Here is a 12,852-nt window from a genome sequence, read left to right as displayed (position 1 = left end):
AGCGCACGCCACGCATGCCTCCGACGCCCGCATCGTTCCATCAGGCCTTGACCGCGGCAGCCGTGGCGGCCGGCCTGGCCCTGCCCCTGCCCACGCTGGCCAGGAAGCAGACCGATGTGGCCGCGGAGGCCGCGAGCAAGCCCGCCGTGCGCAAGAAGGCCAGAAAGGCCGCCCCCGCTGCACGCGACGGCGATGCCGAACGACGCCTGCTCGAGATTTCCCGCCTGACGACCCAGGGCCGGGCCCGCGAGGCCCTGCCGCTGGCCGAGCGCCTGGTGCGTGATCACCCGAACTTCCAGCTCGCCCAGCTCACCCTGGGCGATCTGCTGGCCGCGCGCGCGCGTCCCGTGGCCCGCGTGGGTGACGTGCAGCCGCAGCCGGCCGCCCCGGCCCAGCCGCCCGAGCCCCTGCCCGGCCTGCGATTTGCCACCGCCATCGCCGCGCCCCGGCCCCAGACCCCGGCTGGCGCGGCGCCCCTGCCCGAGGCGGCGACGCAGACGCTGGCCAGCCTGCGCAGCGAGCTGCGCCTGCGTGTCGACTCAAGCAAGGCCCCGCCGCCGGCGGGCAGCATCCCCTCGCAGTTCCTGCAGCTGCCCACGCGCACGCGCCACGCCATCGCCATGGATGCCTCGCGCTCGCGCCTGTACCTGTTCGAGAACACCGACCGGGGCCTGGTGCTGCTGGCCGACTACTACGCCTCGGTCGGCAAGCTCGGCACCGACAAGGTCGTCGAGGGCGACCAGCGCACGCCGCTGGGCGTGTACTTCATCACCAGCCGGCTCGATCCGGCCACGCTGCGGGACTTCTACGGCGCGGGCGCCCTGCCCATCAACTACCCCAACCCGCTCGACAGGAGCCGGGGCAAGACGGGCAGCGGCATCTGGCTGCATGGCACACCGCCCGAGCAGTTCTCGCGCGCGCCCCTGGCCACCGATGGCTGCGTGGTCGTGGCCAATCCCGACCTGCAGCGCATCCTGCGGACCGTGGAGCCGCGCAGCACACCGGTGGTGATCGCCCAGCGCCTGCAATGGGTCAGCCCCCATGCGCTGCAGGCCGAGCGCCAGTCCTTCGACGCCGTGCTCGACGCCTGGCGCGCCGCCAAGTCCCAGGGCGACATGCAGCGCCTGCTGCGCTTTTATGCACCCGAGTTCCAGGGCCTGCGCAACACCGGCCTGGCCGACTGGACCCACACGCTGCGCGCCGAGAGCCGGGCGCTGGCCGGGCGCGACCTGCAGCTCAAGGACAAGAGCCTGCTGCGCTGGACCGACAGCAGCGACACCATGGTGGTGACCTTCGGCGAGGTCGCCGAGGGCGCACGCGGCGGCGCCATCAAGCGCCAGTACTGGACGCGCAAGGGCGCGCACTGGCAGATCTTTTTTGAAGGAGTGATTGGATGATTTCCAGAAGAAATACGGCTCTGACGCTTGCTGGCATTGCGCTGGCAGCTATCGTCGGCGTAGCAAACGCCGACACGGCGGCGCCGCGCGTCAAGCTCGCCACCAGCATGGGCGACATCGTCGTGCAGCTCGACCCGGCCAAGGCGCCCAAGACCGTGGAGAACTTCCTGGCCTACGTGCAGGACAAGCATTACGACGGCACCGTGTTTCACCGCGTGATCGACGGCTTCATGATCCAGGGCGGGGGCTTCACGGCCGACATGGTGCAAAAGCCCACCAAGGCGCCCATCCCACTCGAGGCCAACAACGGCCTGAAGAACGACACCTACACCATCGCCATGGCGCGCACGGCCAACCCGAATTCGGCCACCTCGCAGTTCTTCATCAACGTCAAGAACAATGCCATGCTCAACGCGCCCAACCCCGATGGCTATGGCTATGCCGTCTTCGGCAAGGTGGTGAGCGGCACCGAGGTGGTGGACAAGATCAAGGCCGTGGCCACGGGCAACCGCGGGCCGCACCAGAACGTGCCCACCACACCCGTCGTCATCAACTCCGCAACGCTGGTCAAGTAACCCCGAAAGGACACACCATGAGCAACCCGCAAGTCGAACTGCATGTCACCATCAACGTCGCCGAGACCGCAACCCAGGGCGTGATCACGCTCGAGCTCGACGCCGTCAACGCGCCGAAGTCGACCGCCAACTTCCTGGCCTACGTGAACAAGGGCCATTACGACGGCACCATCTTCCACCGCGTGATCAAGGGCTTCATGATCCAGGGCGGGGGCTTCACCGCCGACATGAAGCAGAAGGCCACCGACGCCCCGATCGAGAACGAGGCCGCCAACGGCCTGAAGAACGACAAGTACACCATCGCCATGGCGCGCACGGGCGAGCCGCACAGCGCCACGGCGCAGTTCTTCATCAACGTGGTGGACAACGCCTTCCTGAACCACACCTCGCCCACGCCCCAGGGCTGGGGCTACGCCGTGTTCGGCAAGGTGGTCAAGGGCGAGGACGTGGTCGACGCCATCAAGAAGGTGCGCACCACGCGCAAGGGCTTCCACGACGACGTGCCCTTTGACGCCGTGGTCATCGACAAGGCCGTGGCGCTGTAATTCACGCCATGGCCCACACCGTGCCCGCCATGACCGAGCTGGCCGCGCCAGCCGGCTGGCGCACGGTCGACTTCCTGGCCGACCTGCACCTGGAGCCGGCCCAGCCCGCCACGCTGGACGCGCTGCGGCGCTATCTGGACGCCACGCCCGCCGACGCGGTGTTCTTCCTGGGCGACCTGTTCGAGGTCTGGGTCGGCGACGACGCGATGGCCGAGCCTGGCAGCTTCGAGGGCCAATGCTGCGCCCTGCTGGCCGCCGCTGCCGCGCGCCGGGCGCTGTTCTTCATGCATGGCAACCGCGACTTTCTCGTGGGAACGGCCTTCACGCGCCAGACCGGCGTGGGCCTGCTCGCCGACCCCACGGTGCTGAGCTTTGCAGGCCGGCGCTGGCTGCTGTCGCACGGCGACGCACTGTGCCTGAACGATGTCGAGTACCAGCGCTTTCGTGCCGTGGCGCGCAACCCCGAGTGGCAGGCCCGGCTGCTGGCGCGCCCGCTCGCCGAGCGCCGCGCCCAGGGCCGCAGCGCGCGCAGCGAGAGCGAGGCACGCAAGCGCTCGGGCAGCGCCGTCTATGCCGACGTGGACGCCGATGCCGCCGTGGCCTGGCTGCGGGCCGCACGCGCCCAGGCGCTCATCCACGGCCACACCCACCTGCCCGCCGACCATGTGCTGGCGCCGGGCCTGGCGCGCCATGTGCTCACCGACTGGGACCTGCAGGCCCACCCGCCGCGCGCCGGCGTGCTGCGGCTGACGGCAGACGGCTTGCAGCGGCTGGCCGTCGCCCCCACCTAGCGTCCTGAATTGGAAATTCGATGAGCAGATCACCCGAATATCGGCGCCATGCGGCGTTGCGAACCCTCGCCATAGCTACGGCTATGGCTGCGGTTCGCGCCTTGCCTGGCACCGATCTCGGTCGATTTGTTTTTCAACGAACCTCCAACCCAGGACACTAGCGGCATGGCCGCCGCCCTGCACTTTCTGCGCCGCATGGCCCGGCGCCTGCGCGCCGCCATCGCGCCGGTCCCCGAGATCTCCGCCGCCCTGTGGCTGCAGACGCTGCAGCGCCACGCCTTTCTGGCCGCCCTGCCCCTGCAGGACCAGGCCAAGCTGCGCGCCCTGAGCGCGCTCTTCCTGCAGCACAAGGAGTTCAGCGGCGCCCATGGCCTGCAGGTGACGGACGCCATGGCCGTGGCCATCGCCGCCCAGGCCTGTCTGCCGCTGCTGCACTGGGGCGCGCCGGAGACGGCGCTGGCCTGGTATGACGACTTTGTCGGCATCGTCGTGCACCCGGCCGAGGCGCTCGCGCGGCGCAAGGCCGTGGACGAGGCCGGCGTGGTGCACCACTACGACGAGGTGCTGCTGGGCGAGGCCATGGAGCATGGCCCGGTGATGCTGAGCTGGCCCGCCGTGGACGGCGCCGGCCATGGGCAGGCGAGCAGCGTGGTGATCCACGAGTTCATGCACAAGATCGACATGAGGAACGGCCCGGCCGACGGCAACCCGCCGCTGCCGCCGGGCTTCATGGGTACGACCGGCGTGCGCGCGGCCCATGCGGCCTGGCGCGCGGCCTGGGAGCCGGCCTACGAGCAGTTCCGCGAGCAGGTCATCATCGCCGAGCGCTTCGGCGGCGACTGGCCCTGGCTCGACGCCTATGGGGCCACGGCACCCGCGGAGTTCTTCGCCGTGGCCTGCGAGGCCTACCTCATTGATCGGCCACGCTTTGCGCAGGAGTTTCCCACGCTGGCGCCGGTGCTCGACGCCTTCTTTCGCCCGTAAGCCGTGAGAGCAGCCGTGAGAGCAGGCTTCAGAGCGCCAGGCGCTCGCGCGCTGCCTGGTACTCGCGGCGCAGGCGCGCAATGAGTTCGGCGGCCGACGTGACCTCGGTGATATGGCCGATGCCCTGGCCGCAGCCCCAGATGTCCTTCCAGGCCTTCTTCGCGTCGCCTCCGAAGTTCATCTTGCTCGGGTCGGATTCGGGCAGGTTGTCCGGGTCCAGCCCGGCCGCGCGGATCGAGGGCGCAAGGTAGTTGCCATGCACGCCCGTGAACAGATTGCTGTAGACGATGTCGTCGGAGCTGCCATCGACGATGGCCTGCTTGTAGGCGTCCACGGCTCGCGCCTCGTGCGTGGCGATGAAGGCCGAGCCGATGTAGGCGAAGTCCGCTCCACAAGCCTGGGCCGCGAGGATGGCGCCGCCCGAGGCGATCGAGCCCGACAGCGCCAGCGGCCCGTCGAACCACTGGCGGATTTCCTGAATGAGCGCAAACGGGCTCTTCACGCCCGCATGGCCGCCTGCGCCGGCCGCCACGGCGATCAGGCCGTCGGCGCCCTTCTCTATGGCCTTCTTCGCAAACTTGTTGTTGATGATGTCGTGCAGCACGACGCCACCCCAGCCATGCACGGCCTGGTTCACATCCTCGCGCGCGCCCAGGGACGTGATGACGATGGGCACCTTGTACTTGGCGCAGACCTGCATGTCGTGCTCCAGCCGCTCGTTGCTCTTGTGCACGATCTGGTTGATCGCAAACGGCGCCGAGGGGCTGTCCGGATGTGCCCGGTCCCAGGCGGCCAGGGTCTCTGTGATCTCGTGCAGCCACTCGTCGAGCTGGGACGCAGGCCGGGCATTGAGCGCGGGCATGGAGCCCACGATGCCGGCCTTGCACTGCTCGATGACGAGTCTGGGATTGCTGATGATGAACAGCGGTGAACCAATCACGGGCAGCGTGAGCTTTCGCAAAGCCGGCGGCAGCTTGGACATGCGGGCAGTCTCCATAGTCAAATCAGGCTCCAGCGCTTGCCAGGCAAGCGCGGACAGCTATCAAAACAAGGGGTCGATCAAAAGGCTTCCAGCGCCATTGCCGTGACGCTGGAGGCGCCCTCGACGATGGCATCGCGCTGCGCGCCCGCCTTCACGAGGATGTGCTCGGCGTAGAAGCGCGCGGTAGCGATCTTGGCCTGCATGAAGCCTGCGTCCTGTCCCTTGTTTGACAGCTCCTGCGCCACGAGCAGCGCGCGGCCCAGTTGCCAGCCGGCCACTACGTTGCCCGCCAGCATCAGGTAGGGCACGCTGCCGGCAAAGGCGGCGTTCGGGTTGGCGCGGGTGTTGGCGGCGATGAAGTCCACGGCGTCCAGGAAGGCCTGGCGCGCGGCCGTCAGGCGCCGCGCCACGGCCAGCGCGTCGGCCGTGCCGCTGGCACGCAGCGCGCCCTCGGTGGCCTCGATCTGCGCGGCCACGGCCTTGGCCATCTGGCCACCGTCGCGTGCGGTCTTGCGGCCCACGAGGTCGTTGGCCTGGATGGCCGTCGTGCCCTCGTAGATCGTCAGGATGCGTGCGTCGCGGTAGTACTGCGCGGCGCCGGTTTCCTCGATGAAGCCCATGCCGCCGTGCACCTGCACGCCCAGGCTGGTGACCTCCTGGCTCATCTCGGTGCTGTAACCCTTGACCAGCGGCACCATGAATTCATAGAAGGCCGCGTTGTCCTTGGCCACCTGTGCGTCCGGGTGGTGGTGTGCGGCGTCGTAGGCGGCCGCGGCCACCGTGGCCATGGCGCGGCAGCCCTCGGTGTAGGCGCGCATGGTCATGAGCATGCGGCGCACGTCGGGGTGGTGGATGATGGGGCCGGCACCCGGCAGGCTGCCGTCCACGGGGCGGCTCTGCACGCGGTCGCGGGCGTATTGCACGGCATGCTGGTAGGCGCGCTCGGCCACGGCAATGCCCTGCATGCCAACGGCGTAGCGGGCGGCGTTCATCATGATGAACATGTATTCGAGGCCGCGGTTCTCCTCGCCCACGAGGTAGCCCACGGCGCCGCCATGGTCGCCGAACTGCAGCACGGCCGTGGGGCTGGCCTTGATGCCGAGCTTGTGCTCGATGGAGACGCAGTGCACGTCGTTCCTTGCGCCCAGGCTGCCGTCGGCGTTCACCATGAACTTGGGCACGACGAACAGGCTGATGCCCTTGACGCCCTCGGGCGCGCCGGCCACGCGCGCCAGCACCAGGTGCACGATGTTCTCGGCCATGTCGTGCTCACCGTAGGTGATGAAGATCTTGGTGCCGAAGACCTTGTACGTGCCGTCACCCTGCGGCTCGGCGCGCGAGCGCACCAGGGCCAGATCCGAGCCCGCCTGGGGCTCGGTCAGGTTCATGGTGCCGGTCCATTGGCCACTGATCAGCTTTTCGAGATAGGTGGCCTTGAGCTCTTCGCTGCCGGCCGTGAGCAGCGCCTCGATGGCGCCGTCGGTCAGCAGCGGGCAGAGTGCAAAGCTCAGGTTGGCGCTGTTGAGAATCTCGCCGCAGGCCGCGCCAATGGTCTTGGGCAGGCCCTGGCCGCCGAAGTCCGCGGGGTGCTGCAGGCCCTGCCAGCCGCCCTCGGCAAACTGGGCAAAGGCCTGCTTGAAGCCGGGCGTCGTCGTGACCTCGCCATTGGCAAACGAGGAAGGGTTCTTGTCGCCTTCGACATTCAGCGGCGCCACCACCCCCTCGTTGAACTTGGCGCATTCCTCGAGCACGGCGGCGGCCGTGTCCAGGCCGGCATCCTCGAAGCCGGGGATCTGCGCCACCTGGTCGATGTGTGCCAGATGCTCGATGGCAAACAGCATGTCCTTGATGGGGGCGGTGTAGCTCATGGGGGTCCTTCAATACAGAATCGATGCCAATGGCAGTCAAAAAAAAGGCATCGCAAGCGATGCCTTGGATCGGTGTGCTGGCTTACAAGGCCTTGACCAGCTCAGGCACGGCCTGGAACAGATCGGCCTCCAGCCCATAGTCGGCCACGCTGAAGATGGGCGCCTCGGGGTCCTTGTTGATGGCCACGATGACCTTGCTGTCCTTCATGCCCGCCAGGTGCTGGATCGCACCCGAGATGCCGCAGGCGATGTAGAGCTGGGGCGCGACGATCTTGCCCGTCTGACCCACCTGCAGGTCGTTGGGCGCATAGCCCGCGTCCACCGCCGCGCGGCTCGCGCCAATGGCCGCGCCGAGCTTGTCGGCCAGCGGCGTGATGACCTCGTTGAACTTCTCGGCGCTGCCCAGCGCGCGGCCGCCCGAGACGATGATCTTGGCTGCGGTGAGCTCGGGCCGGTCGCTCTTGGTGACCTCGCGGCCCACAAAGCGGCTCTTGCCCGCGTCCTGCACGGCGGCGATGGTCTCGACCTGGGCGCTGCCACCGGTGGCAGCGGCCGCATCAAAGCCCGTGCCGCGCACGGTGATGACCTTCACGGCGTCGGCGCTTTGCACGGTGGCGATGGCGTTGCCCGCGTAGATGGGGCGCTCGAAGGTATCGGGGCTGTCGACGCGGGTGATGTCGCTGATCTGCGCCACGTCGAGCTTGGCGGCCACGCGCGGGGCCACGTTCTTGCCGCTGGCCGTGGCCGGGAACAGGATGTGGCTGTAGCCGCCGGCAATGGCGAGCACCTGGGCGGCGAGGTTTTCCGCCAGGCCGTCCTTCAAGGCGGCGCCGTCGGCGTGCAGCACCTTGGCGACGCCGGCGATCTGGGCGGCGGCCTGGGCGGCGGCGCCAGCGTTTTCTCCGGCGACGAGCACATGGACCTCGCCCCCGCAGGCGGCGGCGGCCGTGACGGTGTTGAGGGTGGCGCTCTTCAGGCTTGCGTTGTCGTGTTCGGCAATAACGAGTGCGGTCATGGTCTTGTTCTCCTACCGGTCCTTAGATGACCTTGGCTTCATTCCTGAGTTTGGCGACCAGCGTGGCCACGTCGGGCACCTTGATGCCGGCGCCGCGCTTCGGGGGCTCGGCCACCTTGAGGGTCTTCAGGCGCGGGGCCACGTCCACGCCCAGGTCCTCGGGCTTGACGGTCTCGAGCGGCTTTTTCTTGGCCTTCATGATGTTGGGCAGCGTGACGTAGCGCGGCTCGTTCAGGCGCAGGTCGGTGGTGATGACGGCCGGCTGGCTCAGCTCCAGGGTTTCCAGGCCGCCGTCGACCTCGCGCGTGACGTTGACCTTGTCACCTGCGACCTCCACCTTGCTCGCGAACGTGGCCTGGGGCAGGTCGGCGAGCGCGGCGAGCATCTGGCCGGTCTGGTTGGCGTCGTCGTCGATGGCCTGCTTGCCCAGGATCACGAGGCCGGGCTGTTCCTTGTCGACCAGGGCCTTGAGCAGCTTGGCCACGGCCAGGGGCTGGAGCTCTGCGTCGGTCTCGACCAGGATGGCGCGGTCGGCGCCGATGGCCAGGGCGGTGCGCAGGGTTTCCTGGCATTGCGCCACGCCGCAGGAGACGGCGATGACCTCGGTGGCGGCGCCCTTTTCCTTGAGGCGCACGGCCTCTTCGACGGCGATCTCGTCAAAGGGGTTCATGCTCATCTTGACGTTGGCGATGTCCACACCCGTGCCGTCCGACTTCACGCGGACCTTCACGTTGTAGTCCACCACGCGTTTGACGGGGACCAAGACCTTCATTGCTGCGGCTCCTTCAATGGTTGATTGATTGACGTGTACGTAAACCCGTCCATTCTATTGCGCACTGCAACACGCGCCATGCGCAAGCCAACAGGTACGTAAAAACGAACGATCGTGCTTTTTGGCGATTATGCCAGCGAGTTCCCGTATGGTCGAGAGGCATTCCGTAGGGCCTGCAGGGGGTCTTGGAGCCGGGGCGGTCAACCCCGCTTCCAGGCCGGCTGGCGCTTTTCGGCAAAGGCGCGTGCGCCCTCCTGCGCGGCCTCGTCCATCATGTTGGTGGCCATGGTCTGGCCGGCGAGCTGGTAGGCAGCCTCCAGGCCGAGCTCGCGCTGCTGGTAGACCAGGGCCTTGCCCATGGCCACGGCGGCGCGCGGCTTCTGCACGATGGCCTGCACCAGGGATTCGACCTCGGCGTCGAGCGCCTCGTGCGCCACCACGCGGTTGACCAGCCCCTCGGCGAGCGCCGTGCGCGCGTCGATGAAGTCGCCCGTGAGCAGCATTTCCATGGCCCGCTTGGCCGGCACGTTGCGCACCAGCGGCACGCTGGGCGTGGCGCAGAACAGGCCGTAGTGAATGCCGCTGGTGGCAAAGCTCGCCGCCTCGCTGGCCACGGCGAGGTCACATTGCGCGACGAGCTGGCAGCCCGCCGCCGTGGCCATGCCATGCACGCGTGCGATGACCGGCACGGGCAGCCGGTGGATGGCGAGCATCATGCGGCTGCAGCGCGTGAACAAATCCTGGTACCAGGCCAGGTCCGGGTGCGCCGCCATGTCCTTGAGGTTGTGGCCGGCGCAAAAGGCCTTGCCCGCAGCCGCCAGCACGACGACGCGTGCCTCATCGTCCTGCGCCACATCGGCCAGGGCGCACTGCAGCGCGGCAAGCATGTCGTGGCCCAGGGCGTTGAAGCGCGCCGGGTCATTGAGCGTGAGCGTGACCACGCCGCGCCCGTCGCGCGCCACCTGCAGCAGCTCCGTTGCATTCGTCATCGGTCCCATTCCTTCACAGATCGGCCAGCACGCGCACATGGGCCTCCACGCTGCGCGCGAGCGGCCCCATCACATATCCCCCCTCGAGGCAGGAGACGATGCGCTTGTGGGAGAAGCGCCGCGCGACATCCTTGATGCGCATGGTGATCCACGCGTAGTCCTGCTCGGTCAGGCCGAGCTGGCCCATGTCGTCATCGCGGTGAGCGTCAAAGCCCGCGCTGATGAAGATCATCTCGGGCTTGAATTCCTCCAGGCGCGGCATCCACACCATCTCGACGATCTCGCGCACGTCCATGCCCTTGGTATAGGCGGGCACGGGCACGTTGAGCATGTTGGGCGCCGGGTCCTTGTCGCCGCAGTAGGGGTAGAAGGGATGCTGGAAGATGCTGACCATGAGGGCGCGCTCGTCGCCGGCCAGGATGTCTTCGGTACCGTTGCCATGGTGCACGTCGAAGTCGACCACGGCCACACGCTTCAAGTTGTAGCGCTGCAGCGCGTACTTGGCGGCGACGGCCACGTTGTTGAAGAAGCAAAAGCCCATGGCCTTGTTGTGTTCCGCATGGTGGCCCGGCGGGCGCACGCTGCAAAAGGCGTTCTCGAGCTCGCCAGCCATGATGGCATCGACGGCGGCCACGGCGGCGCCGGCCGAACGCAGGGCCGCGGTCCAGGTGTGGCGGTTCATGGCGGTGTCGGTGTCGAGCTGGATGTAGGGCGAGCCGCCGGCATCCTCTTCCTCGGCAACCCTGAGGGCCAGCCCTCGCAGCGCCGCCACATGCATGCGGTCATGGGCGAGCTCGATGTCCGTCAGCGACGCCAGCGGCGCCTCGCGATGATCGAGCGCATCGGCAACGCCCGTGACCAGCAGCCTGTCCTCGATGGCATCGAGCCGCGCCGGACATTCCGGGTGACCGGGCCCCATTTCATGCTTGCGGCAATCGCTGTGGGTGTAATAGCCCGTCTTGCTCACCGTTCATCTCCGTTGTATCAATTGTTTTCAGGTAACGTCGCACCATGCACGCACAGCACAAGATCCAATCCCTGTTGGACCAGCTTAACACGGTGATCACCGGGAAAAGCTTACAAGTCCAGGACTGCGTGACCTGCCTTCTGGCCGGCGGTCACCTGCTCATCGAAGACGTACCCGGTGTCGGCAAAACCACGCTCGCCCATGCGCTCGCGCGCACCTTCGGCCTGCAGTTCACACGCGTGCAGTTCACCGCCGACCTCATGCCCAGCGACCTCACGGGCGTGTCGGTGTACGAGCGCGGCACGGAGGACTTTCGCTTCCATCCCGGCCCGGTGTTCACCCAGGTGCTGCTGGCCGACGAGATCAACCGCGCCAGCCCCAAGACGCAGAGCGCGCTGCTCGAGGCCATGGAGGAAAAGCAGGTCTCGGTGGAGGGCGCGACGCGCCCCCTGCCCCAGCCGTTCTTCGTGATCGCCACGCAGAACCCGTACGACCAGCTCGGCACCTATCTGCTGCCCGAGAGCCAGCTCGACCGCTTTCTGATGCGCATCTCGCTGGGCTACCCCGACCGTGCCAGCGAGCGCGAACTGCTCGCCGGCGGCGACCGCCGGGACATGGTGGCCCATCTGCCCCCGCTGCTGTCGCAGGGCGAGCTCGACGCGCTGCAGCGCCAGGTGCTGGCCGTGCATGCTGCCGCACCCCTGCTCGGCTATGTGCAGGACCTGATCGCGGCCACGCGCTCGGGCCAGTGGTTCGTGCAGGGCCTGTCGCCGCGCGCCGGCATTGCGCTGATGCGCGCCGCCAAGGCCCGGGCCCTGATCGAGGGGCGCGACTACGTGGCGCCCGACGACGTACAGGCCGTGCTGCCGCAGACCATCGCCCACCGCCTGGTGCCCGTGGGCAGCGCCGGGCGCGGCAGCGTGGAGCAGGTGCGTGCCATGCTCGAATCCGTGCCCCTGCCCTGATGTTCGGCAGACTGCACTCCCACTGGACGGCCGTGACCAGACGCTGGCGGCGCTGGTGGACCCTGCGCCTGCCGCAGAGCGACACCCTGACGCTGACGCAGCGCAACTGCTACATCCTGCCCACGGCCTCGGGCTGGATGCTGGCGCTCACGCTGCTGGTGCTGCTCGTGGCCTCGATCAACTTCCAGCTCAACCTGGGCTATCTGCTGACCTTTCTGCTCGCCGGCAGCGCCATCGTGAGCGTGCACCTGTGCCACGGCACGCTGCGCGGCCTGCAGCTGCGGCTGTTGCAGCCCGAGCCGCAGTTTCTGGGAGCGCGCGCGGCCCTGCAGGTGCAGCTGCACAGCGCCACGGCGTCCGTGCGCTATGGCATTGCCGTGGCCGTGCGCGGCAGCCAGGCCGCGCAATGGGCCTGGACCGATGTGCCGGGCCAGGGCAGCGCCATGGTCGAGCTGTCCTTCCAGCCCACGCGCCGCGGCCTGCAGACCGTGCCCACGCTGCGCCTGGAGACGCGCTACCCGCTGGGCACGTTTCGCGTCTGGGCGCTGTGGCGCCCGGCCGCCCAGGTCATGGTCTATCCACGGCCCGAGACGCCCGCCCCCCCGCTGCCGCAGGCCGAGGCCCAGCAGACCGGCGCCGGCGCGGCCCAGGCCCGCGGCGGCGTGGAGTTCGATGGCGTGCGCGCCTACCGGCGCGGCGATCCGCTCAGGCTCGTGGTCTGGAAGAAAGCCGCCCGGTCGCTGGCCACGGGCAACGCCGACCTTGTCAGCCGCGACGCCCAGCAGTCGCGGCGCCAGGGGCTGTGGCTGGACCATGGCGCCACGGGACTGCAGCAGCCCGAGGAGCGCCTGTCGCGCCTTGCGGCCTGGGTGCTGCAGGCCGACCGCCTGGGCGTGGACTACGGCCTGCGCCTGCCGGGCCAGCAGATCGCGCCCGACCATGGACCGGCGCACCGGCGCCGCTGCCTGGAGGCGCTGGCGCTCAGCTGAAATTCGAATGAAA

13 protein-coding genes are annotated in these 12,852 nt (G+C 68.5%); 7 read left to right on the top strand and 6 right to left on the bottom strand.

All coding sequences use genetic code 11. The features are described 5' to 3' along the window. Positions 1-14 precede the first annotated feature (14 nt). The 5 genes from ABUE11_RS05230 (at position 15) to ABUE11_RS05210 (ending at position 4,292) form a co-directional block, all read left to right on the top strand. Entirely contained in the window at positions 15-1,397 is a 1,383-nt protein-coding gene (locus ABUE11_RS05230) for a L,D-transpeptidase family protein (protein ID WP_367067989.1), read from the top strand. After that, positions 1,394-1,972 (top strand): peptidylprolyl isomerase, encoded by a 579-nt coding sequence (locus tag ABUE11_RS05225; protein ID WP_367067988.1) that lies wholly within the window; start codon positions 1,394-1,396, stop codon positions 1,970-1,972. The genes ABUE11_RS05230 and ABUE11_RS05225 overlap by 4 nt, the downstream gene beginning before the upstream one ends. A gap of 17 nt (positions 1,973-1,989) precedes the next feature. After that, positions 1,990-2,517: a peptidylprolyl isomerase gene (locus ABUE11_RS05220; protein ID WP_367067987.1), complete on the top strand. Its 528-nt coding sequence runs from the start codon at positions 1,990-1,992 to the stop codon at positions 2,515-2,517. Positions 2,518-2,525: 8 nt separating this feature from the next. After that, positions 2,526-3,308, top strand: a complete 783-nt coding sequence (locus ABUE11_RS05215) for a UDP-2,3-diacylglucosamine diphosphatase (protein ID WP_367067986.1) — start codon at positions 2,526-2,528, stop codon at positions 3,306-3,308. Between the two features lie 165 nt (positions 3,309-3,473). Further along, positions 3,474-4,292, top strand: a complete 819-nt coding sequence (locus ABUE11_RS05210) for a M90 family metallopeptidase (protein WP_367067985.1) — start codon at positions 3,474-3,476, stop codon at positions 4,290-4,292. A gap of 28 nt (positions 4,293-4,320) precedes the next feature. Here the strand turns inward: ABUE11_RS05210 and ABUE11_RS05205 are convergent, their stop codons facing one another. The 6 genes from ABUE11_RS05205 to ABUE11_RS05180 form a co-directional block, all read right to left on the bottom strand. Further along, positions 4,321-5,274: a nitronate monooxygenase family protein gene (locus ABUE11_RS05205; RefSeq protein ID WP_367067984.1), complete on the bottom strand. Its 954-nt coding sequence runs from the start codon at positions 5,272-5,274 to the stop codon at positions 4,321-4,323. A gap of 77 nt (positions 5,275-5,351) precedes the next feature. Next, positions 5,352-7,142, bottom strand: a complete 1,791-nt coding sequence (locus tag ABUE11_RS05200) for an acyl-CoA dehydrogenase (protein WP_367067983.1) — start codon at positions 7,140-7,142, stop codon at positions 5,352-5,354. 82 nt (positions 7,143-7,224) lie between these two features. After that, positions 7,225-8,157 (bottom strand): electron transfer flavoprotein subunit alpha/FixB family protein, encoded by a 933-nt coding sequence (locus tag ABUE11_RS05195; RefSeq protein ID WP_367067982.1) that lies wholly within the window; start codon positions 8,155-8,157, stop codon positions 7,225-7,227. Between the two features lie 22 nt (positions 8,158-8,179). Further along, entirely contained in the window at positions 8,180-8,929 is a 750-nt protein-coding gene (locus ABUE11_RS05190; protein ID WP_367067981.1) for an electron transfer flavoprotein subunit beta/FixA family protein, read from the bottom strand. Positions 8,930-9,129: 200 nt separating this feature from the next. Next, complete coding sequence (locus ABUE11_RS05185) at positions 9,130-9,918, bottom strand: enoyl-CoA hydratase (RefSeq protein WP_367067980.1); 789 nt, start codon at positions 9,916-9,918, stop codon at positions 9,130-9,132. A 13-nt stretch (positions 9,919-9,931) separates the two neighbouring features. Further along, on the bottom strand, positions 9,932-10,837 hold the full coding sequence (locus ABUE11_RS05180) for a histone deacetylase family protein (RefSeq protein ID WP_367068750.1): 906 nt from the start codon (positions 10,835-10,837) through the stop codon (positions 9,932-9,934). Between the two features lie 92 nt (positions 10,838-10,929). Between ABUE11_RS05180 and ABUE11_RS05175 the strand changes: the two genes are divergently transcribed. Together ABUE11_RS05175 and ABUE11_RS05170 are read left to right on the top strand one after the other, a co-directional pair. Next, entirely contained in the window at positions 10,930-11,850 is a 921-nt protein-coding gene (locus ABUE11_RS05175; protein WP_367067978.1) for a MoxR family ATPase, read from the top strand. Then, entirely contained in the window at positions 11,850-12,839 is a 990-nt protein-coding gene (locus ABUE11_RS05170) for a DUF58 domain-containing protein (RefSeq protein ID WP_367067977.1), read from the top strand. Before ABUE11_RS05175 ends, ABUE11_RS05170 begins: the two co-directional genes overlap by 1 nt. The last annotated feature ends 13 nt before the right edge of the window (positions 12,840-12,852 follow it).

The organism is Oryzisolibacter sp. LB2S, assembly GCF_040732315.1.
Lineage (GTDB): Bacteria > Pseudomonadota > Gammaproteobacteria > Burkholderiales > Burkholderiaceae_C > Alicycliphilus > Alicycliphilus soli.
Note: the sequence above shows the minus strand (reverse complement) of the source record. Positions and strands in the feature narration are given on the sequence as shown.

Coding starts and splice junctions, on each gene's coding strand:
- ABUE11_RS05220 (WP_367067987.1), top strand. CDS start 1,990: ATGAGCAACCCGCAAGTCGAACTGCATGTCACCATCAACGTCGCCGAG.
- ABUE11_RS05180 (WP_367068750.1), bottom strand. CDS start 10,837: ATGGGGCCCGGTCACCCGGAATGTCCGGCGCGGCTCGATGCCATCGAG.
- ABUE11_RS05190 (WP_367067981.1), bottom strand. CDS start 8,929: ATGAAGGTCTTGGTCCCCGTCAAACGCGTGGTGGACTACAACGTGAAG.
- ABUE11_RS05200 (WP_367067983.1), bottom strand. CDS start 7,142: ATGAGCTACACCGCCCCCATCAAGGACATGCTGTTTGCCATCGAGCAT.
- ABUE11_RS05195 (WP_367067982.1), bottom strand. CDS start 8,157: ATGACCGCACTCGTTATTGCCGAACACGACAACGCAAGCCTGAAGAGC.
- ABUE11_RS05185 (WP_367067980.1), bottom strand. CDS start 9,918: ATGACGAATGCAACGGAGCTGCTGCAGGTGGCGCGCGACGGGCGCGGC.
- ABUE11_RS05210 (WP_367067985.1), top strand. CDS start 3,474: ATGGCCGCCGCCCTGCACTTTCTGCGCCGCATGGCCCGGCGCCTGCGC.
- ABUE11_RS05175 (WP_367067978.1), top strand. CDS start 10,930: ATGCACGCACAGCACAAGATCCAATCCCTGTTGGACCAGCTTAACACG.
- ABUE11_RS05215 (WP_367067986.1), top strand. CDS start 2,526: ATGGCCCACACCGTGCCCGCCATGACCGAGCTGGCCGCGCCAGCCGGC.
- ABUE11_RS05170 (WP_367067977.1), top strand. CDS start 11,850: ATGTTCGGCAGACTGCACTCCCACTGGACGGCCGTGACCAGACGCTGG.
- ABUE11_RS05230 (WP_367067989.1), top strand. CDS start 15: ATGCCTCCGACGCCCGCATCGTTCCATCAGGCCTTGACCGCGGCAGCC.
- ABUE11_RS05225 (WP_367067988.1), top strand. CDS start 1,394: ATGATTTCCAGAAGAAATACGGCTCTGACGCTTGCTGGCATTGCGCTG.
- ABUE11_RS05205 (WP_367067984.1), bottom strand. CDS start 5,274: ATGTCCAAGCTGCCGCCGGCTTTGCGAAAGCTCACGCTGCCCGTGATT.